The sequence below is a fragment of the Bradyrhizobium erythrophlei genome (genome assembly GCF_900129505.1).
GTDB lineage: Bacteria > Pseudomonadota > Alphaproteobacteria > Rhizobiales > Xanthobacteraceae > Bradyrhizobium > Bradyrhizobium erythrophlei_D.
In genome coordinates this window covers 1,729,339-1,750,154 of the sequence record NZ_LT670818.1, presented here as the reverse complement: position 1 = coordinate 1,750,154, position 20,816 = coordinate 1,729,339, and the positions used below count along the sequence as shown (strand labels likewise).

The 20,816-nt window shown below is 64.5% G+C and carries 17 protein-coding genes; 10 read left to right on the top strand and 7 right to left on the bottom strand.

Going from position 1 to position 20,816, the window contains the following annotated elements; translation table 11 throughout:
- Window positions 1–35: 35 nt before the first annotated feature.
- Both B5525_RS08210 and B5525_RS08205 read left to right on the top strand, forming a co-directional pair.
- Complete coding sequence (locus B5525_RS08210) at window positions 36–545, top strand: OsmC family protein (RefSeq protein ID WP_079565554.1); 510 nt, start codon at window positions 36–38, stop codon at window positions 543–545.
- 142 nt (window positions 546–687) lie between these two features.
- Window positions 688–1,482 (top strand): hypothetical protein, encoded by a 795-nt coding sequence (locus tag B5525_RS08205; RefSeq protein WP_079565553.1) that lies wholly within the window; start codon window positions 688–690, stop codon window positions 1,480–1,482.
- A 95-nt stretch (window positions 1,483–1,577) separates the two neighbouring features.
- On the opposite strand, the gene mutS is transcribed toward B5525_RS08205, so the two are convergent.
- Entirely contained in the window at window positions 1,578–4,322 is a 2,745-nt protein-coding gene (gene mutS, locus B5525_RS08200; protein ID WP_079565552.1) for a DNA mismatch repair protein MutS, read from the bottom strand.
- 241 nt (window positions 4,323–4,563) lie between these two features.
- Between mutS and pcaF the strand changes: the two genes are divergently transcribed.
- Entirely contained in the window at window positions 4,564–5,772 is a 1,209-nt protein-coding gene (gene pcaF, locus B5525_RS08195) for a 3-oxoadipyl-CoA thiolase (protein WP_079565551.1), read from the top strand.
- Between the two features lie 167 nt (window positions 5,773–5,939).
- Here the strand turns inward: pcaF and B5525_RS08190 are convergent, their stop codons facing one another.
- From B5525_RS08190 to B5525_RS08180, 3 genes are read right to left on the bottom strand one after another with little or no spacing between them, the layout of a single operon-like run.
- The gene (locus tag B5525_RS08190) at window positions 5,940–7,499 is read right to left on the bottom strand and encodes an MDR family MFS transporter (protein ID WP_079565550.1); all 1,560 of its coding nucleotides are present in this window, start codon (window positions 7,497–7,499) and stop codon (window positions 5,940–5,942) included.
- 6 nt (window positions 7,500–7,505) lie between these two features.
- The gene (locus tag B5525_RS08185; protein WP_079565549.1) at window positions 7,506–8,669 is read right to left on the bottom strand and encodes an HlyD family secretion protein; all 1,164 of its coding nucleotides are present in this window, start codon (window positions 8,667–8,669) and stop codon (window positions 7,506–7,508) included.
- Window positions 8,662–9,144, bottom strand: coding sequence for a MarR family winged helix-turn-helix transcriptional regulator (locus B5525_RS08180; protein WP_079565548.1), 483 nt, complete (start codon window positions 9,142–9,144; stop codon window positions 8,662–8,664). Before B5525_RS08180 ends, B5525_RS08185 begins: the two co-directional genes overlap by 8 nt.
- Window positions 9,145–9,371: 227 nt before the next feature.
- On the opposite strand from B5525_RS08180, the gene B5525_RS08175 reads away from it, so the two are divergent.
- The 5 genes from B5525_RS08175 to B5525_RS08155 all read left to right on the top strand — a co-directional run bounded on the left by B5525_RS08175 (window position 9,372) and on the right by B5525_RS08155 (window position 15,330).
- On the top strand, window positions 9,372–9,860 hold the full coding sequence (locus tag B5525_RS08175; RefSeq protein WP_079565547.1) for a Fur family transcriptional regulator: 489 nt from the start codon (window positions 9,372–9,374) through the stop codon (window positions 9,858–9,860).
- A 32-nt stretch (window positions 9,861–9,892) separates the two neighbouring features.
- Window positions 9,893–10,846, top strand: a complete 954-nt coding sequence (locus tag B5525_RS08170; protein WP_079565546.1) for a DMT family transporter — start codon at window positions 9,893–9,895, stop codon at window positions 10,844–10,846.
- Between the two features lie 13 nt (window positions 10,847–10,859).
- The gene (gene ispG, locus B5525_RS08165; protein ID WP_079565545.1) at window positions 10,860–12,152 is read left to right on the top strand and encodes a flavodoxin-dependent (E)-4-hydroxy-3-methylbut-2-enyl-diphosphate synthase; all 1,293 of its coding nucleotides are present in this window, start codon (window positions 10,860–10,862) and stop codon (window positions 12,150–12,152) included.
- Between the two features lie 816 nt (window positions 12,153–12,968).
- The gene (locus B5525_RS08160) at window positions 12,969–13,865 is read left to right on the top strand and encodes a TauD/TfdA dioxygenase family protein (protein WP_079565544.1); all 897 of its coding nucleotides are present in this window, start codon (window positions 12,969–12,971) and stop codon (window positions 13,863–13,865) included.
- A gap of 127 nt (window positions 13,866–13,992) precedes the next feature.
- Complete coding sequence (locus tag B5525_RS08155; protein WP_079565543.1) at window positions 13,993–15,330, top strand: Rieske 2Fe-2S domain-containing protein; 1,338 nt, start codon at window positions 13,993–13,995, stop codon at window positions 15,328–15,330.
- 146 nt (window positions 15,331–15,476) lie between these two features.
- Here B5525_RS08155 and B5525_RS08150 read toward each other — a convergent pair whose 3' ends face one another.
- The gene (locus tag B5525_RS08150; protein ID WP_079565542.1) at window positions 15,477–17,078 is read right to left on the bottom strand and encodes a Na+/H+ antiporter; all 1,602 of its coding nucleotides are present in this window, start codon (window positions 17,076–17,078) and stop codon (window positions 15,477–15,479) included.
- Window positions 17,079–17,148: 70 nt separating this feature from the next.
- A complete protein-coding gene (locus B5525_RS08145) occupies window positions 17,149–17,523 on the bottom strand; it encodes a nuclear transport factor 2 family protein (protein WP_079565541.1) in 375 nt (124 codons plus the stop codon).
- Window positions 17,524–17,621: 98 nt separating this feature from the next.
- Between B5525_RS08145 and B5525_RS08140 the strand changes: the two genes are divergently transcribed.
- Both B5525_RS08140 and B5525_RS08135 read left to right on the top strand, forming a co-directional pair.
- Window positions 17,622–18,050 carry a GFA family protein gene (locus tag B5525_RS08140; protein ID WP_079565540.1) on the top strand — a complete coding sequence of 143 codons (429 nt, stop codon included), beginning with the start codon at window positions 17,622–17,624 and terminating at the stop codon, window positions 18,048–18,050.
- 252 nt (window positions 18,051–18,302) lie between these two features.
- Window positions 18,303–20,099: a caspase family protein gene (locus B5525_RS08135; RefSeq protein ID WP_079565539.1), complete on the top strand. Its 1,797-nt coding sequence runs from the start codon at window positions 18,303–18,305 to the stop codon at window positions 20,097–20,099.
- A gap of 20 nt (window positions 20,100–20,119) precedes the next feature.
- Here the strand turns inward: B5525_RS08135 and B5525_RS08130 are convergent, their stop codons facing one another.
- Window positions 20,120–20,809, bottom strand: a complete 690-nt coding sequence (locus tag B5525_RS08130; RefSeq protein WP_079565538.1) for a DUF1345 domain-containing protein — start codon at window positions 20,807–20,809, stop codon at window positions 20,120–20,122.
- Window positions 20,810–20,816: the final 7 nt, after the last annotated feature.

Genomic DNA, 20,816 nt, shown 5'->3' with positions numbered 1-20,816 from the left:
TGCGAAAGCACATCAGAACTCCGGGAGAGAACGAGATGGACGCCGCCGAACTCCGCGCCATACAGGCTCCGATCAAGGAGCGCTACAAATCCGATCCAAAGGCCGCAGTCATCACGCTGACCGCGCGGGGCTCGATCGAGAACGAAGGCATCGCCTGCAAGGTTGAGACCGGCCGCGCGCTGGCGGTGGCGGGCCTGCACCCCGCGACCGGAGGATCCGGCCTCGAACTGTGTTCGGGCGATATGCTGCTGGAAGCGCTCGCCGCCTGCGCCGGCGTGACGCTCAAATCCGTGTCGACCGCGATCGATGTCCCGCTCAAATCAGGCAACGTGACCGCCGAGGGCGATCTCGACTTTCGCGGCACGCTCGGCGTCGACAAGGAGGCTCCGATCGGCTTTGCCGAAATCCGCCTGCGCTTCGACGTCGATACATCAGCGCCGCAGGAGAAGCTCGATCTGCTTTTGAAACTCACCGAGCGCTATTGCGTGGTCTACCAGACCATCAAGAACGGCCCGAAGATGTCGGTGACGATGCAGCGGGTGTGAATACGCCCAATTTGCCGTCGTCCCTGCGAAAGCAGGGACCCATACGCCGCGGCCTCTCGTTCCAAGAAATGCTGTTCGAGAGCTTTCGCGCAACACGAACATTTGTGGTTATGGGTTCCTGCTTTCGCAGGAACGACAAGACATGTCCCCCGATCTCGTTTTCATCCTGACGCTGGCGCTGCGCATGGCGATCACCGCTGTCTTCGTGGTGTCGGCTTCCGTGATTACCGAGCGTTCGGGTCCGGTGATCGGCGCACTGGTGGCGACCTTGCCGATTTCGGCGGGGCCGTCCTACGTCTTCCTCGCGCTTGATCACGATGCGACCTTCATCGCCGAGGGCGCGCTGGCGAGCCTGCCGATCAACGCGGCGACGATCGGGCTGGCGCTGACCTACGTCGTGCTGGCGCAGCGGCACAATGCGTTTGTCAGTTCCGGCGGCGCGATCGCGGTATGGATCACGCTTGCCGCGCTGACGCGGACGGTGCACTGGACGCTGGCGGGCGGCCTGATCGCGAATGCCGTCACGTTTGCGATCTGCCTGCCGCTGTTGCGGCGTTTCCGCCACGTCAGGATGCCGCTGATCACGCGCCGCTGGTACGACATCCCGCTGCGCGCGTCGCTGGTCGCGACCCTGGTCGCCACCGTGGTCACGCTGTCACGCTGGGTCGGCCCCAGCGTCAGCGGTGTCATCGCGCTGTTTCCAGGGGTATTTACATCCATGATGCTGATCCTGCATCCGCGCATCGGCGGCAAGCCGACCGCGGCGGTGATTGCCAATGGCGGCTGGGGCCTGATCGGCTTCGGCATCGCGATTGCCGTGCTGCAGGCCGCGGCGCCACGGTTCGGCTCGGCGATCGCGCTCAGTCTGGCGCTGGCGACTTGCATCGGCTGGAATCTGGGATTGTGGTGGAACGGACGGCGGAAGCTGGCGCGGTGAAACAGCCGCCGTCATTGCGAGGAGCGAAGCGACGAAGCAATCCATTCTTTCTTCGTGCTGCGATATGGATTGCTTCGCTGCGCTCGCAATGACGGTTATTGCTTCGGCAGCTTCGCCTTCAACGCATACAACGCGTCCAGCGCCTCGCGCGGCGACATCTCGTCGGGGTGCAGCGCCTTCACTGCCTCGATCAGCCTCTCCGCTTCGCTGGGCGGCGCCGGTTCGGCGGCGGCGCGCGAGGGCACCGCGAACAGCGGCAGGTCTTCGGCCAAAGCGCGTGTGGTCTGGCCGCGGTCCTGCGCCTCCAGTTTTGCCAGCACCGATTTGGCGCGCGCGATCACCGGCGCCGGCAGGCCGGCGAGCTTTGCGACCTGGATGCCGTAGGAGCGATCGGCCGAGCCCGGCAGCACCTCGTGCAGGAACACCACGTCGCCCTGCCATTCCTTGACCCGCACGGTGGCGTTGAAGAGCCGCGGCAGTTTGGCCGACAGCGCGGTGAGTTCGTGATAATGCGTGGCGAACAGCGCGCGGCAGCGATTGGCCTCGTGCAGGTGCTCGATCGCGGCCCAGGCGATCGACAGTCCGTCGAAGGTCGCGGTGCCCCTGCCGATTTCATCAAGAATCACCAGCGAGCGCTCGCTGGCCTGATTGAGGATGACGGCGGTCTCGACCATCTCCACCATGAAGGTGGAGCGGCCGCGCGCGAGATCGTCCGCAGCTCCAACGCGCGAGAACAGCCGGTCGACGATGCCGATCCGGGCGCGGGCCGCCGGCACGAAACTGCCGATCTGCGCCAACAGCGCAATCAGCGCGTTCTGGCGCAGGAAGGTCGATTTGCCCGCCATGTTGGGGCCGGTGATCAGCCAGATCTGGCCGGATTTCTGCGCCGGGCCCGGCGAGAGGTCGCAGGCATTGGCGATGAACGGCGCCCCGTCGCGCTTCAGCGCCTGCTCGACCACGGGATGCCGGCCGCCCTCGATGGCGAAGCCGAGCGAGGCATCGACCTCGGGCCGCACGTAATTATCGTCGACCGCGAGCTTTGCCAGCGCGGTCGCGACATCGAGCATGGCAAAGGCATGCGCCGCGGCGCGCAGATCTTCGCTCGCGGCGATCGCCTGCGCGCACAGCCGCTCGAAAATTTCCAGTTCCAGCCCGAGCGCGCGGTCGCCGGCATTGGCGATCTTGGCTTCGATCTCGCCGAGTTCCGACGTCGTAAAGCGCGTTTGCCCGGCGAGCGTCTGGCGATGGATGAAGGTCGCGTTCAAAGGCGGTGACATCAATTTGTCGCCGTGCTGCGCCGTGACCTCGACGAAATAGCCGAGCACGTTGTTGTGCCGGATCTTCAGGCCCTTGACGCCTGTGTCGTCGGCGTAGCGCGCCTGCATCGCGGCGACGACGAGGCGCGAGGCATCGCGCAGGCTGCGGGTCTCGTCGAGGGCGGCCTCATAACCTTGCCGGACAAAACCGCCGTCGCGTTTGATCAACGGCAGTTGCTCGTCGAGCGCGCGCTCGAATTCGCGGGCCAATTCGCGCGAGGGTCGGTGCAGCGCCTCCATGATGGCGGCGATTTCCGCCGGCGGCGCTTCGAGCTGCGAAAGCCGCGCCAGCGCCGCGTCGGCGGCGAGGATGCCGTCGCGCAATCCGGCAAGATCGCGCGGGCCGCCGCGCCCGACCGACAAGCGCGCCAGCGCGCGCGACATGTCGGGCGCCGCCTTCAAGGTGGTGCGGAGTTCGTCGCGCGCCGCGCTGTCGGCGACGAACGCCGAGATGGCGTCCAGCCGCCGCGCGATGCCAGCGCTGTCGGTGAGCGGTGCCGCCAGCCGCTGCGCCAGCAGCCGCGATCCGGCCGCGGTCACGGTGCAGTCGATGGCGTCCAGCAGCGAGCCGCGCCGTTCGCCCGCCAGCGTCCGCGTCAGTTCGAGATTGGCGCGCGTCGCGGGATCGATCGCCATGGTGGTTCCGGCAGCCTCGCGCGACGGCGGCGACAGCGGCGGGCGTTTTCCGACCTGGGTGCGGTCGATATAGGTCACGGCGGCCGCGGCGGCGGTGGCTTCGAGCCGCGACATCGCGGAGAGGCCGTCCATGGTGGCGACCGCGAAATAATCGCATAGCCGCCGCTCGGCGGTTGCGCCGTCGAAAAAATCGCGGGTCAGCGGCGTCACCGCCGGCAATTCGCGCAAGGTCGGCCCCAACTCAGGATCGCCATAGAGCGCGTCGGTGACGATCGCCTCGTTCGCATTGATGCGCGCCAGCGTCGCGGCGAGTTCGCCGGTCGAACATTCCGTGACGATGAATTCGGAGGTGGAAATATCGATCCAGGCAAGCCCGATGCGGTCGGCTCCCGCCGACCCCTTCGCCCGCGCGATCGCCAGCAGATAGTTGTTGGCGCGCGCGTCGAGCAGCGTGTCTTCGGTCAGCGTGCCCGGGGTAACCAGCCGCACCACGGCGCGGCTGACCACGCTCTTGTTGCCGCGCGCGCGGGCCGCGGCCGGATCCTCGGTCTGCTCGCACACCGCGACCCGATGGCCGGCGGCGATCAGGCGATGCAGATAATCCTCCGAGCGTTCCACCGGCACGCCGCACATCGGGATATCCAGGCCCTGATGCTTGCCGCGTTTTGTCAAGACGATGCCGAGCGTCTTCGAAGCGATCTCGGCGTCCTCGAAGAACAATTCATAAAAGTCGCCCATCCGGTAGAACAGCAACAGCCCGGGATGGGCGGCCTTGATTTCAAGGTATTGTTCCATCATCGGCGTGACGCGCGCGGCGGCCTCCGCAGGCGGGGCGGCATCCGGCGGAACGGCGTCCGGTGGAACGGGAATGGATTGCTGGATCGTCATGGGCGGGCGCAAACTACAAAATTTTGGCAGGCGATCCTATCTGTTTGCCGCGGCAATACGTGTTTTCCACGTTCTCAGCGGGTCCATCCGGAGCCACCTCGCAAGCATTAGGCATGGCGGACCTCGCGCGAATGCGCCGCTGGCGCCAAAGCCGTCAATTGACCTGCCGCTACAGCGCTCCTAAAACTCGCCATCCATTCGAGTGGACGGGTTCGAAAAGCGGGATTCAGGGAGAGATTCGATGCGCGATGTATTTATTTGCGACGCCGTGAGGACCCCGATCGGCCGTTTCGGCGGTTCGCTCGCCAGGGTGCGCGCCGACGACCTCGCGGCCACCCCGATCAGGGCGCTGATGGCGCGGCATCCTGCGCTCGACTGGTCGCAAGTCGACGAAGTCTATTTCGGCTGCGCCAACCAGGCCGGCGAGGACAACCGCAACGTGGCGCGGATGGCGCTGTTGCTGGCGGGCATGCCGGACACGGTTCCCGGCCAGACGCTCAATCGTCTTTGTGCTTCGGGACTGGATGCGGTCGGCGCCGGCGCGCGCGCGATCCGCGCCGGCGAGATCGACTTCGCCATCGCCGGCGGCGTCGAATCGATGACGCGGGCGCCGTTCGTGATGGGCAAGGCGGCGGAAGCGTTTTCGCGCTCGGCCGAGATTTTCGACACCACCATCGGCTGGCGCTTCATTAACCCCTTGATGAAGGCGCAATATGGCGTCGACGCCATGCCCGAGACCGGCGAGAACGTCGCCGAGGAATTCCAGGTCTCGCGCGCCGATCAGGACGCGTTCGCGATCCGCTCGCAGCAGCGCGCGGGCGCCGCGATCGCATCGGGTTATTTCGCCGAGGAGATCACGCCGGTCTCGGTGCCCGGCGGCAAGGCCGGGCCTACTCAAGTCGACAGAGACGAGCATCCGCGTCCCGAAACCACGCTCGAGGGGCTGGCAAAGTTAAAACCGATCGTGCGCAATCCAGGCACGGTGACGGCGGGCAATGCGTCGGGCGTCAATGACGGCGCCGCCGCGATGATTCTCGCCTCGGAAGCCGCAGTGAAGAAGCACGGTCTGACGCCGCGGGCGCGGATTCTGGGCCTCGCCTCGGCCGCGGTGCCGCCGCGCATCATGGGTATCGGCCCGGTGCCGGCGACGCGCAAGCTGATGGAGCGGCTGGGCCTCAAGATCAGCGATTTCGACCTGATCGAGCTCAACGAGGCCTTCGCCAGCCAGGGCATCGCCTGCCTGCGCCAGCTTGGCGTCAAGGACGATGCCGATTTCGTCAACCCGCATGGCGGCGCCATCGCGCTCGGTCATCCCCTCGGGATGAGCGGTGCGCGGCTGGCGATGACCGCGGTGCACGGCATGGAAAAGCGCGGCGGCAAACGCGCGCTCGCCACCATGTGCGTCGGGGTCGGGCAGGGCGTCGCGATGGCGATCGAGAAGCTGAACTGAGGGCGAGTACGTTCGCCAATTCGTCATTACAAAGAACGAGAGCGGCGACGCAACCCAACTCGTCATGGCCGGGCTTGACCCGGCCATCCATCCGCTTCGGAAAAAATCCTTTTGAAGATTGATGGATACGCGGGTCAAGCCCGCGTATGACGGCAGGCGCAGACGCGCTACTCCATCACCGCATGTTCCGGCGCCGCTGCCTGCTTGCGCAGGGTGACCTTGGTGGAACCGATGATGATCGCGAGCGGAATGGTGCAAAGCGTGAACAGCATCACCATCTGGTAGTCCTGCGAAAACGCGATGATCTGCGCCTGCACCGCGATCATGACGTCGGCCATGGCGCGGCCGGCATCGGTGCCCATGTCGATCATGCCGCGCACGTTCGGCATCTGCATGGCGTGGTTGAACGGGGTGACGTGCTCATTCAGCACCGCATAGACCCGCCGCGAGCCCTCCGTCAGCTGCGCGATCACGATGGAAATTCCGATCGAGCTCGCGACATTACGCAACAGCGTCAGCATCGAGGTGCCGTCGGTGCGCAGGTGATTGGGCAGCGTCAGGAACGCCACTGTGGAGAGCGGCACGAAGACGAGGCCGAACCCGAAACCTTGCACGATGCTCAAGGTCACGATTTCCGGCACGCCGGTCTGGTCGGTCCAGCCGGTCATGTAGAACAGTGAAAGGCAGGTCAGGCCGAGCCCGGAGATGATCAGCGTGCGCGCCTCGATATAGCGCATCAGGCGGCCGACCAGCATCATGGCGACAAAGGTGCCGCAGCCGCGGCTCGCCAGCAGCAGCCCCGCGGTGATGATGGGATAGCCGATCACGTTCTGCAGGTAGGGCGAGGACAGCGCCATGGTCGAGAACAGCACCAGGCCCATCACCGCCATGAACACGCAGCCGCCGATGAAATTCTTGTCCTTGAAGATCGCGAACTGGATGAAGGGTGAGGCGGTCGTCAGTGAATGGGCAAAGAAATAATAGAAGCCGACCGCCGAGATGATGAACTCGGCAATAATCTCATTGGATTCGAGCCAGCCGAGCTGCTCGCCGCGGTCGAGCGCGAGCTGCAGGCTCCCGATCGCAACCGCGAGGGCTGCAAATCCGAACCAGTCGAAGCGCAGCTCGAGATTCTTCTTGGTCTCGTCCATGAACACCATAAGGCCGAGCACGGTGAAGACGCCGAACGGCAGATTGACGAAGAACACCCAGTGCCAGGAATAGGTCTCGGTCAGCCAGGCTCCCAGCGACGGCCCCATGATCGGGCCCATCATCACGCCCATGCCCCAGATCGACATCGCTTTCGCGCGCTCGTGCAGCGCATAGGAGTCCAGCATCACCGCCTGCGACAGCGGCACCAGGGCGGCGCCGAACACGCCCTGCAGCAGGCGGAACAGCACCATCTGGTTGATGTCCTGCGCCAGCCCGCACAGCACCGAGGCGATGGTGAAGCCGCCGGAACACAGGATGAAGATGCGCTTGCGCCCGAAACGGTTGGCGATCCAGCCCACCGGCGCGGTCATGATCGCGGCCGCGACAATGTAGGAGGTCAGGACCCAGTTGATCTGGTCCTGCGACGCCGACAGCGAGCCCTGCATGTAGGGCAGCGCGACATTGGCGATGGTGGTGTCCAGCGCCTGCATGATGGTCGCGGTCATGGCGCAGATCGTCACCATGTTCCGGCGCAAGCCGGGAACGGCAACGGGCGCTGCGGCCGCGGTCGTCATGCCGGGCTAGTCCTTTGCTGCCGATGCCGGGCCAAAACCGAGCAGCGCCGCAAGTGAACGGTGATGGCCGGTGTCGATCGAGGTGTAGGCGCTCATGCCGGCCTTCAGCTTCCAAACGAATTTGTCGTTGCTGTCGAAATAGATCCGCACCGGCACGCGCTGCACCACCTTGACGAAATTACCGGTGGCGTTCTGCGGCGGCAGAATCGAGAATTGCGCGCCGGTGCCGGGGCTCAGCGAGCCGACCGTGCCCTTGAAGGCGTGATCGGGGAAGGCGTCGACATCGATGGTGACGGTCTGCCCGACCGCGACATAGGTGAAGTCGCTTTCCTTCAGATTGGCGTCGACCCAGGGCTTGGAGGTGTCGATGACGGCGAACACCGGCGTGCCCACGGCGAGGAAGCGGCCGAGCTGGATCTGGTCGACCTGGGTCGCGACGCCGGCCATCGGCGCGCGCACCGTGGTCAGATCGAGGTTGCGCTGGGCGTCGTCGAGCGCGGCCTTGGCCTGCAAATAGGCCGGAAACTGCTCGAGCGGCAGCTCGGGATTGCCGAGCAGTTGATTGAGCGCGGTGGATTGCTGCTGCTTGACGAGCTGCAGCTGCGCTTGGGCCGTGACCAGCGATGTGGCGCTGTTGTCGAGGTCGAGCTGCGAGCCGAAATTGTTCTTGGCGAGCGCCGTCTTGCGGTCGACGTCGCGCTGCTTGAGCACGATGCCGGCGTTGACGAGGTCGACCGTGTCGCCATAGAGCTTGACGTTGGCGACGAGGTTGTCGTGGCTGGTCTTGGCATCGGCGAGCTTGGCGCGCGCCTGCGCCACCGCCAGCTCGAACGGCACCGGATCGATCTGGAACATGACGTCGCCGGCCGCGACCTGCTGGCCTTCCCTGACGGCGATCTTGATGATCTTGCCGGAGATGTCGGGCGTGATCAGAACCTTCTGCGCGCCGACATAGGCGTCGTCGGTGGTCATGTAGCGGCCGCCATTGAGATAGAAGGTCAGTCCCGCCAGCAGCGCCACCAGCGGCAGTACCACCAGCAGCAACGTGCGGCGGTAGCGCCGCAGGCCGGCCATCAGGCGGCGGCGCGGCTCCGCGGCGATCTTGGTCCGGGGTTTTCCGGGCGGATTGCCCTTCTGCTCCGGCGGAAATTTCAGGATCGGATCAGCCATAGCGCTGTTCTTTCTTCGGCGGTTCAGCCGGGGCGTTCTGGATGGCGTTGCGCACGTTTTCCTTGATGGCTTCGAGCTGGTCGAGCAGGCGGTGGGCGTCGGCCGGACTGATGCCCTCCAGCGCCGCGGCGGTCAGTTCGGAGCGCAAGCCCCCCAATTTGCCGAGCAGCGGACGGGCGGCCTTGCGCAAATAAAGCCGGTTGACGCGGCGGTCGGTCTCGTCGCCGCGGCGCTCGATCCAGCCATTGTCGCAGAGCTTGTCGATCAGCCGCGTCAGCGTGATTGGCTGCATTTCCATCTGTTCGGCGAGTTCCGACTGCTTCAGGCCCTCGTTGCGCTCCACCTTGGCCAGCACAGCCCATTGCGCGCGGGTGATGCCGTAGCGCGCCGCCTGCTTGTCGGCATAGGCACGCACCAGGCGCTGCAATTCACCGAGCGTAAACAGGAAGTTCATATCCACAGGGCCGCGGGCCATCAGGGGTTCGTCTCCATAAGCTTTGGATATGATAAGCTAGCTTATTAACGCGATATGGCAAGTTTATGGAGGTCTGACCCGCCGGCGGCACATGGCTCCGTCAGACGTGCGGCCCGAAGAAAGGGGGATTTGGGGTTGCCGGGGTAAAATGCTACATGATTCTGCGGTTTGAAGATCTCCGGCCGGATTCGACGGGCGGGATCAGCCGCGTTACATGACCCCATCACATGACCCCGACCAAGCCGACCTTTCCCGCGCCCGATCACGACCACGGCCGCTGCACCGCGGACGCAATCGATCATGCGGAGCGGGTGTGCAAGCTGCGGGCGCAGAAATTCACCCCGATCCGCCGCCAGGTGCTGCAGGCGCTGTTGTCCAGCCACCGTCCGCTCGGCGCCTATGAGGTGATCGACGAACTCGCCAAATCGATGCCGCGGCCTGCCCCGATCACGGTCTATCGCGCGCTCGACTTTTTGATGGAGAACGGCCTCGTTCACCGCATCGAAAGCCGTAACGCCTATCTCGCCTGCGCGCACGACCATGAAGCCACGGCGATGGTGGCGTTCCTGATCTGTGACGATTGCGGCTCGGTCGGCGAAATTCCCGCCGCCCCCGTGGCGCAGAGCCTCAACGCCGCCGCGCGCGCCTCGGGCTTTGCCCCAAAACTGTCCGTGGTCGAGATCGCCGGCGTTTGCGCGCACTGCCAGAAAAAATAGCAACACGGCGACAAGCCGGATAACGAGGAAATATGTCTTCCAAACAAGCGATACCTTCGGCCGGGCGGCCGCTGACCCCCGGCGCGGTGGCGCTGATGCTGATGCTGTGTCTGAGCTGGGGTTTTAACCAGATCGCGGTCAAGCTGGCGCTGCCGGACATCCCGCCGATGCTGCAGGCCACCATCCGCTCCTCGGGCGCTTTGATCGTGCTATTCCTGATCGCGCGGCTGCGCGGCGTGAAGATGTTCGAGCGCGACGGCACGCTGGGTGCAGGGCTACTGGCGGGCGTCATCTTCGGCGTCGAATTCGTGCTGATCTATCGCGGCCTGCTGCTGACGTCGGCCTCAAGGGCGGTGGTGTTTCTGTACACCGCGCCGTTCTTCGTGGCGTTCGGCTCGTATGTTTTTCTCGGCGAGCGGCTGCGCGCCTCGCAATGGGGTGGGCTTGCTTTGTGCTTCGCCGGGGTGGCGCTGGCGATCGGGGTTCCCCAGGCCGACGTCGACGGCAGGGTGTTGCTCGGGGATCTTCTAGTCATCGCGGGCGGGGCGCTGTGGGCGGCCACCACGCTGCTGGTCAAGGCGACCGCGCTGCTCAAGGCGCCGGCCGAAAAGGGCCTGGGGTACCAGGTGGCGCTTTCGGTGCCGATTCTGGGTTTCGCGGCTTGGGTATCCGGCGAAACCCTGATCCGGGTTCCCGGGCCGCTGGCACTGTCGCTGATGGTTTACCAGGCGGTTTGGGTGGTCGGATTGACCTTTTTGATCTGGTTTGCGCTGGTCAAGACCTATTCCGCCAGCAAATTGTCGGCATTTACCTTCATCACCCCTTTGTTTGGCGTGGTGGCTAGCTATTTCATCATGCATGACACCCTGACCCCAGTCTTCGGGGCCGCAGCGCTGCTGGTGATTGCCGGGCTTTACCTGGTTAACCGTCCCGGCCCCGTGGTCCCGCTTCCCACTGATCCATTGCTGACTGTCACCAAAACCTGATATTCGAGGCGCCATGAACAAGCCCGTAAAACCGCCTGAGAATAACGCCGCCGGCCCCAACGCCCGGCGTCAAACCACCCAAGTCATGGTCGGCAATGTCGCCGTCGGCGGCGGCGCGCCGATCGTGGTGCAGTCGATGACCAATACCGACACCGCCGATGTCGACGGCACCATCGCCCAGGTCGCAGCCCTGGCGCGCGCCGGCTCGGAACTGGTGCGGATCACGGTCGACCGCGAGGAAGCGGCGGCGGCCGTGCCGCACATCCGCGACGGCCTGCGCAAGCGCGGCATCACCACGCCTTTGATCGGCGACTTCCACTATATCGGCCACAAGCTCTTGGCGGATTATCCTGCCTGCGCCGAGGCGCTCGACAAATACCGCATCAATCCCGGCAATGTCGGCTTCAAGAACAAGCGCGACACCCAATTCGCCGACATCATCGAGATCGCGAACAAGAACGACAAGCCGGTGCGGATCGGCGCCAATTGGGGCTCGCTCGATCAGGAACTGCTCACCCGGCTGATGGAAGACAATGCCAAGCTGCCCGAGCCGCTCGAAGCCCGCGCGGTGACGCGCGAGGCGATGGTGCAGTCGGCGCTGTTGTCGGCCGCGCGCGCCGAGGAACTCGGCATGGCCAGGAACAAGATCATCCTGTCGGCGAAAGTCTCCGCGGTGCAGGATCTGATCGCGGTCTACAAGGTGCTGGCGTCGCGCTCCGATTACGCGATCCATCTCGGTTTGACGGAAGCCGGCATGGGATCGAAGGGCATCGTCGCGTCCTCCGCCGCGCTCGGCATCCTCCTGCAGGACGGCATCGGCGACACCATCCGGATTTCGCTGACGCCCGAGCCCGGCGGCGACCGCACGCTGGAAGTGCAGGTCGCGCAGGAACTGCTGCAGACCATGGGTTTCCGCACCTTCGTGCCGCTGGTCGCGGCATGTCCCGGTTGCGGCCGTACCACCTCGACCACCTTCCAGGAACTGGCGCGCTCGATCCAGGATTTCATCCGCGAGGAAATGCCGGGCTGGAAGACGCAATATCCCGGCGTCGAGGAGCTCAACGTCGCGGTTATGGGCTGCATCGTCAACGGCCCCGGCGAATCCAAGCACGCCAATATCGGCATCTCCCTGCCCGGCACCGGCGAAGCGCCGGCCGCACCCGTGTTCGTCGACGGCAAGAAGTTCCGCACCCTGCGGGGCCCTACGATTGCGACCGAGTTCAAGGCGCTGGTGATCGACTATATCGACCAGAAGTACGGCGCGGGCAGCAAGAAGCCCGCGAGCACCGTGACGGCAGCGGAGTAAGCGACGACGCACCCAACAAGACAACGGGCCGGCGCGAAGGGCCGCCCCGTCGACCCGACGGGCAAATCACTGACATGCCTGTCCAGCCCCTCGCGCAAAAATATTCTGGTTTTCCGAAAGACCAAATCAGGTCTATATCGCCGTCGTCCCGTCCCACAGAGGGGCGGCTCGCGATCGTCACGGACGCGGGACGGGATGCGGTGGACGCGGATGCGCCTTTGACGAACGGCGCGTGACGCGGACGGCGAAGTCGTGTGGTTCTGACGCCTCGACGCTGGCGTTAAGCTCGTGAGAAGCAAGCTTCTCAGGGGTGACGGTGACAAAAAAGCCCGATCGCCGGGAAGAGCACGAAGTAAGCCGTAAACCATCGCGCGGGGAATGCCGGGTGTTTCCCGGTGTGACCTGACTAACGCGTGTGCTTTCTACCACTACCCTTGCACGCGCGGCTATCGGGCGCATCGGACGCCCGGCATTCCCTGCGCCCTGATTGGAGAGGGCGGAACGAGCAGGCCAAACCTCGCGCAAAACCGGCGGCGAGACCGCGAGGGTGTGTTTGCAGTTGTTTGAAATTCGAATCCGTGAAATTCGCGGCGCGCGATTGCGCCAAACTCTCAGCCGTCATCGTCCGCCATCCGGTCCGGCCTTCTGGCCGGCCGGACGACAGGCTCCGGCCGGCGATCCAGTATCCCAGAGGCTGCAGTGCTTGAGCCGAGAATCCGCGGCGTACTGGATACCCGCCTTCGCGGGTAGGACGGCTTCTTTTGGGGACCCATCCGGGCTACCATGCCCTAAAATACGCATCGCCGGAGGACGCCCATGAGTTCGCTCGCCAGCAAGCAAGGTCCGCGTTATCGCCACACGACTGGCGAGGCAGAGCCCTTTGAGACCATCGGCGTCGAAAAGCTCACCCCGATCATCGGCGCGGAGATATCGGGCGTCGATATCGCAAAACTCGTCTCCGACGAGTCACGCTCGAACCGCCAGATGGACGAAATCCATCGCGCGCTCGCCGAAAACCTCGTGATCTTTTTCCGCGACCAGCACATCACCCCGGCGCAGCATCTCGCCTTCGGCCGCAAGTTCGGCGAGCTGCACATCCATCCCGCCGCGCCCCACGAGGGCGACGATCCGGCGCTGATGAAGATCCATGCCGACAAGGATTCGCCACGCGCCAACGGCGAGGGCTGGCATACCGACGTGTCCTGCGACGTCGAGCCGCCGATGGGCTCGATCCTCTATATCAGGCAATGCCCGCCGCGCGGCGGCGACACGCTGTTCGCCAGCATGTATGCGGCCTATGAATCGCTGTCGGATCGCATGAAGGCCTATCTCGACGGGCTGACCGCGTTGCATGACGGCGAGCAAATCTATCGCGGGCTCTACGACAATTACGGCGTCGCCGACAAGCCGGCCTATCCGCGCGCCGAACATCCGATCGTGCGCACCCACCCCGTCACGGCTAAGAAGGCGCTCTACGTCAATCGCGGCTTTACGCGCTACATCGTCGGCATCCCGCGCGACGAGAGCGACGCGATGCTGGACTATCTCTGCCAGCACGCGGAAAACCCGCTGTTCCAGTGCCGCTTCCGCTGGACCGAGAACGCAATCGCATTCTGGGACAACCGCTGCACCCAGCACCGCGCGATGTGGGATTACTGGCCGCATACGCGCTCGGGCACGCGCGTCACGGTGAAGGGCGAGCGGCCGGTGTGACGATGAAAGGCGAAATTTCGTAGGGTGGGTTAGCGAAGCGTAAGCCACCATCCCCGCGCAAATCGGTGGGTTACGCTTCGCTAACCCACCCACCATTTCAAGCAAAACAAAACCCGGGAGGTCCGCCATGCTGCGCGCAGAGGACAACAAGTTCCTGACCGAAAGCGGTGCGGGAACGGCGATGGGCGAATTGCTGCGCCGCTTCTGGCTGCCGGTGCTGCTGTCGGCGGAATTGCCCGAACCGGATTGTCCGCCGAAGAAGATCGTGGTGATGGGCGAGGAGCTGTTGGCGTTCCGCGACAGCCGCGACGTGGTCGGGGTGATCGACCAGCACTGTCCGCACCGCGGCGCCAATCTCTGGCTTGGCCGGAACGAGGAGTGCGGCATCCGCTGCGTCTATCATGGCTGGAAATTCGACACCGACGGCCGCTGCGTCGACATGCCGACCTCGTATCCCGACCTGAATGCGAAAGACCTGATCCGCATCAAGTCCTATCCGGTGCGCGAATGGGGCGACATGGTCTGGGCCTATATGGGCCCGGCCGGCGAAGTCCCGGAATTGCCTGATCTCGAAATGGCGTTGCTGCCAGCCTCGCATCGCTACGTCTCGAAGAAATGGCAGGACTGCAACTGGGTCCAAGCGCTGGAGGGCAGCATCGACACCGCGCATTTCACCTTCGCGCATCTAAGTTTCGACAAGGAAGAGAACGAAATCCTCGACATCAAGAAACACTTCGTCAATCCGATCGCCCGCATGAGTTCCGACCACATGCGCTGGATCGCGGAAGATCCGCGGCCCGTGATCAGGATCAGCCCGCATGACGCGGGGCTGACGATCGCGGGCGGCAGGCTCACCGGCAGCGACAACATCTACTGGCGCATCGCGCAGTTTCTGATGCCGGTGCATGCCTATGCGCCGAGTGCGATGCCGGGCGAGAGCATTTTCGGCCAGAGTTTTGTGCCCGTGACCGACACCAATTGCTGGATCTACACCTATGCCTGGAATCCGGAGCGGCCGCTGACGCAAGCCGAGCGCGACGCCTATGACCGCGGCAATGGCGTGATCTCGGAGGTCGACGAGAATTATATTCCGCTGCGCAACAAATCGAACGATTATCTGATCGACCGCAAGCTGCAGAAGACCAAAAGCTACACCGGCATCAAGGGCGTCTCGGAGCAGGACGCCGCGGTGCAGGACAGCCAGGGCCCGATCGCCGACCGCACCCGCGAACATCTCGGACCAACCGATCTGGGCATTTTGCATTTCCGCAAACTGGTGATGGAGTGTGCCCGCGCGCTGCAGCAGGGCCACCCGCCCGCGCATCTGGCGCATCAGGACCGCTACGCCGTGCGCTCCGGCGCCTGCGTGACCGGCAAGGACAAGGATCTGCCGGCGGTCATGGTTGAGCGCTTTGGCGAGGAGACCGGCTTTGTCGGCCGGCCGCGGACCGCGGCGGCGGAGTAGGGCCACCGTCATCCCGGCCTTGAGCCGGGACCCATCATCACAGGACAATCTTGTTGCGAAGACAACTGCTACATTGCCCCATCGAGAGGGCACGGAGTATGGGTCCCGGCTCGCGCTTCGCTTGGCCGGGACGACGGGCGGTTTTCCTACAACGGAATTTTCCGGTACTCCCGATTAGCCAGACTCGCTTCCTCGAGATCGAGATCGCGCTCGATCCGCCGCCGCGTTTCGTCGGTGATCTTGCCGTCGCGCAACAGGACGTGGATGAACTTGCGCTCGACCGATATCAGTTCCCGCGTCAGGCCGATTCCCGCCGCCGAGGCGTCACCATCGGGATCGAGCGATCCGGGCAGTTGGTTGCTGCGGGTTTCGTGTCGCGCCCGCAGCAGCTTGACCACCTCGTCGGACAGTTCGCGGTCGTCGGTGATGGCGTCGAGCGACTTGAGCGCCACCTCGAGCGCCTCGCGCCGTGCCCCGATTTCCGATTCGTGCTCCGCCGCGAGTTCGGTGCGGCCGGCCTGGGCAAGGCCGAGCCACCTCACCACCTGCGGCAGTCCAAACCCTACTCCCACCAGCGTGATGAAGATGACGCCGAAGGTGACGAACAGGATCAGGTCGCGGTACGGAAACGACTCTCCGTCCGGAAGCGCGAATGGCAGCGCCAGCGCCGCGGCCAGCGAGACCGCGCCGCGCACCCCGGTGAACGAGAGCACGAACGCATTCTGCCACGGTGGCGCCGGATCGCGGACGCGCACGCGCTTGATCAGCCGCGGCAGATAAATCGCCGGATAGACCCAGGCAAACCGCGCCACGACGACCATCGCGGTGACGAGTGCGGTCGCGATCAGGATGTCGTCGAGCGGAAACGATTTCGATCTCTCGAACAAGAGCCGCATCTGGAACCCGGTCAGCAGGAACAGCATGCCCTCGATCAGGTAGATCACGAGGTCCCAGAAGAAGATGCCCTGCAGCCGCGTCGCCGCCGAGATCAACAGCGGCCCGTTCCAGCTCATATAGAGTCCGCAGGCGACGGTGGCGATCACGCCGGAGCCGCCGAAATGCTCAGGCAGCCAAAAGGAAATGTAGGGTGTGATCAGCGACAGCGTGATCTCGATCTGCGGATCCCGCGCGCGGTGCCGCATCCGCAGGGACAGCCAGCCGACCGCCACGCCGAACAGCACCTCGCCGCTGACGATGGCGGCGAACTCGCCGGTCGCCTTCGAAAGGGAAAACATGCCGGTCGAAATTGCCGCCACCGCGAAGCGATATAGGATCAGCGCGGTGGCGTCGTTGGCCAGCCCCTCGCCCTCGAGCACGACCAGGATGCGGCGGGGCAGAGCGAGCCTGCGGGCGATCGCCAGCGGCGCCACCACATCGGGCGGCGCGACAATGGCGCCCAGCAGGAAGCCGACGCCCCAGGGCAGTCCGATCAGATAATGCGTCGCGGTCGCGACCGCCAAGGCGGTAAAGATCACGCCGCCGACCGAGAGCAGGATGATAGGGCGCAGATTATACCTGAATTCGCGCCAGCTCATGGCGACGCTGGCCGAATAGATCAGCGGCGGCAAAACCAGCAGCAGCACCAGTTCCGGCGGCAGTTCCAGGGCCGGCATGCCCGGCACGAAGGCGAGGGCGATGCCGGCGAGCAGCAACAGGATCGCGGGCGCGATATCGGTCCGCCGCGCCAGCAGCGAAGTTCCCGCCAGCACCGCCAGCAGAATCAGGAAGATTTGAAATATGGCTTCCACGGCGTTCCAATCCTGTGCCGGTCCAATTTGCCCGGACCGGCGGCGCCGTCAATGCCGCGCAATGGTTGTGCTATTCTCTCAAATCATAGCGATAGGATTTCGAGACAATCTGCCAGCCATCGCTGAGTTTCATCGCCACCAGATAATCGGTGAAATAGCGCGGCGGCAATTGGCAACGCACTTTGATGAAGGCGGTGGAATCGTCGGAACGGTCGATGGTCACGACAAAATCCTCGCGCGGCTTGCCTTCGGCCTTGGCCGAGGGCCGCTTCCTGACGCGGCCGAGCCAGTCCGGCACGGTGAGGACCTGCAGCTCGCCCTTTTCCAGCCAGCGCAAATCGGCCGAGGAGTGGAAGATCGCGCCCAATTTGTCGGCATCGCCTTCGTAGAGCGCGTCGAAATAGTGCTGCACCACGGCTTCGACGCTGGAACGATCGTGACTCACGGTATGTCCTCCCGTTGATGGACGCTTGTCTGGTTTGAATTAAGCCACCAAGTCTAAAAATACACTACGGCGTGATATCGGCGGAAGGGGAAGAAAAAATGACAGGTCCGGGGATGGCGAGTGGTCGCAGGCTTGCCGGGAAATGCTTTTGCGGCACGGTCCACTATACGGTGGCAGATCAGTTCGCCTACGCCGCAAACTGCCATTGTTCCAACTGCCGGCGTACGACCGGCTCCGCGTTCAAGCCGTTCGCCGGCATCGAACGCGAAAAGCTCACCATCACCAGAGGTGAGGACGAGCGTATGATTTTTGGCGACGAAAAAGGCCACGACGCGCACTGCGGGCGATGTGGCTCGCTGCTGTATTCCCTCGTCCGCAATGGCGCCTGGGTCCATGTCGCCATGGGGACGCTGCTGGACGATCCCTCGATTCGCCCGACCGCACACATCTTCGTCGGCTCCAAGGCGCCATGGTTCGATATCACCGACGGCCTGCCGCAATATCAAGGACATGTCGCCGCGGGATGACGGGCGCGCGCCACGCCCCCTCCGCTTGTTCTGTTTATCGCGCGCGATTGGACGGAAAAAGTGATCGGCAAAACGCGCACAGGAGCGAACCGAATCCAGACTGGCGCGACATAGAACGAGGCGGTCCGTCCTTTCCAGCATGACCGCGGTGGGTCCTGTCGTTCGGTACGTGATCCCGCTCACAAGCGGCCGTGCAAGCTTCTGATAGGCATGTCGCGATGCCATAAGGGCCAGGATTTTTAGAGGCTCGTGATGAAATTGCCAGGATCGCTCAAATTGCACCGGTTTTTGCTCGCTGCCGCGCTGCTGTTGGTATGCCAGCCGGCTTTCGCCGAAAAGCGCGTGGCGCTGGTGCTCGGCAATTCCGCCTATCAGAACGTGGCGCCGCTTTCGAACCCGGTCAATGACGGCGCGGTGATCGCGGCAAAGCTCAAGGAGGCCGGCTTCGACGTGGTCGATTCCCGCCACGACCTTCAGGCGGCGGAGACCCGGCGCGCGCTGCGCGACTTTGCGGACGCCGCGCGCGACGCCGATATCGCCGTGGTCTATTACGCCGGCCATGGCATGGAGGTGGACGGCACCAATTATCTGATCCCGGTGGATGCGAGACTGGAGCGCGACACCGACGTCTACGACGAGGCGCTGTCACTGGACCGGGTGCTGGTGGCGGTCGAACCCGCCAAGCAGCTTCGGTTGGTGATCCTCGACGCCTGCCGCGACAATCCGTTTGCCAAGGTCATGAAGCGGACCCTCGCGTCGCGTGCGATCGGAGCCGGCCTCGCCAAGATCGAACCGACCAGCCCGAATACGCTGATCGCCTACTCCGCCAAGGCCGGTTCCACCGCACTGGACGGCGATGCCAGGAACAGTCCGTTCACGCTGGCGCTGGCAAATCACCTGACCACGCCGGGGTTGGACGTGCGCAAGGCGTTCGGCTTCGTCCGCGACGACGTGCTGAAGACCACGGGCAACCGGCAGGAGCCGTTTGTCTATGGCTCGCTCGGCGGCAACGACGTTCCCCTGGTGCCGGCGAAGCTCGCGCCGGCCGCGGCGGCACCCAATCCGCAGGCCGAGGCGCGGGCGGATTACGAACTTGCGCTGCAGATCGGCAACAAGGATGCGTTCAACGCCTTCCTTGCGCAGCACCCGGATGGTTTCTACGCCAACCTCGCCAAGATCCAGCTGGCGAAGATCGCCGCCGAGGAAACCCGCGTTGCGGCGACCGAAAAGGCCCGGCAGGCCGAACAGGAGCGGGCGCGGCTTGCTGCCGAGGGCGCGCAGAAGACACAGCAGGCGAAGGCGGACGCCGATGCCAAGGCAGCCGAGCGGGCCCGGCTTGCCGCGGAACAAGCCAAGGAGGCCGCGCAGGCACAGGCCAACGAAGCCGAGCGCAAACGTGTTGCCACGGATACGCCCGCCAGCTCCGCGGCCCGCAACGCTCCCGACAACAACGCTTCTGACAACAAGGCTTCCACCCCGGCCGCGGGTGGGACGAACCTTGCCTCCCTCAGTCCGGGGCCGCTGCAGGCCGATTTGATCAAATCGGTGCAGACCGAGTTGCGCCGCGTCGGCTGCCTCACGGGAGCCGCCGATGGCGAATGGAACGTGACGTCACAACGTTCGCTGGCGCTGTTCAACAAGAACGCCGGAACCAAATTCGACGTCAAGCTGGCGAGCCTCGACGCGCTCGATGCGATCAAGCTGAAGCCTTCGCGGGTATGCCCGCTGATCTGCGAGCACGGCTTCAAGGCTGACGGCGACCATTGCAGCAAGATCGTCTGCGCCGAAGGTTCGGTCCTCGACGACGACAATGACTGCGTCAAACGCCGGGCGGCGACGCCAACGGCGAAGCGGGAGCCCGCCGCGCCGCGTCCCGATCGTGCAGCTCAGGGCCTGCCCAGGCCGGTTGCGCCGCAAGCCTCCGGCCAGATCATGTGCGACGACCATTTGTGCCGTCCGGTGCGGCGCGGATGCCACCTCGAGTTCCGAACGAGCGAGCAGGGCGGCAGCCGCATGGGCGGCGGCAGCAACGTTGAGATTTGCAACTGAGTTGATGGTGCCGTGTCCGGTCAGATCGCGCTTGCCGCGATATTGACCATCAGCGCCACCAGCGCGGTATTGTAGATGAACGAGATGATGCCGTGCGCGGTGGCGGTGCGGCGGATGGTCTTGTCGGTGATGCCGACATCCGAGACCTGCGCGGTCATGCCGATCACGAAAGAGAAATAGACGAAATCCCAGTAGTCGGCATGATCATGCTCGTCGCCGCTGGGAAACTGCAAACCGCCGGGTTTGGCGCCCCGGTAGTAGTCGTGGGCGTAATGTAGCGCGAAGGTGGTGTGCACCGCGGCCCAGGACAACGCGATCGTCACGGTCGCCAGTATCAGTTCAGTCGCGCTGCGATGGCTTTCGCCGAGCTCGAATACGATCGCGGCGATCGAAGCAAAGGCTCCGAGCGCGGTCACCAGCAGGATCAGGAAGCGGCCATCGTCCTGCAGCACCGCGTTGCGCTTGATATGCGCGAGACCGCAGCGAAACATCATGGTGTAGGCCAGCACCAGATATAGCGTCGCGAATATATCCCAGCCGAGCAGGAGACGCGTCACCAGCCGCAGCGAGCCCGGCAGCAGAAAGAACGCCACGATCCCGATCGCGGCCGATATGAACGTGCGCGGCCGCGCATAGACCACGCGGGCCGGCCTCGACATCTTCCGGAAGCGGAGCAGGACGGGATCGTCGGTTTCCCTTTTATCCGCCATCGGCGCC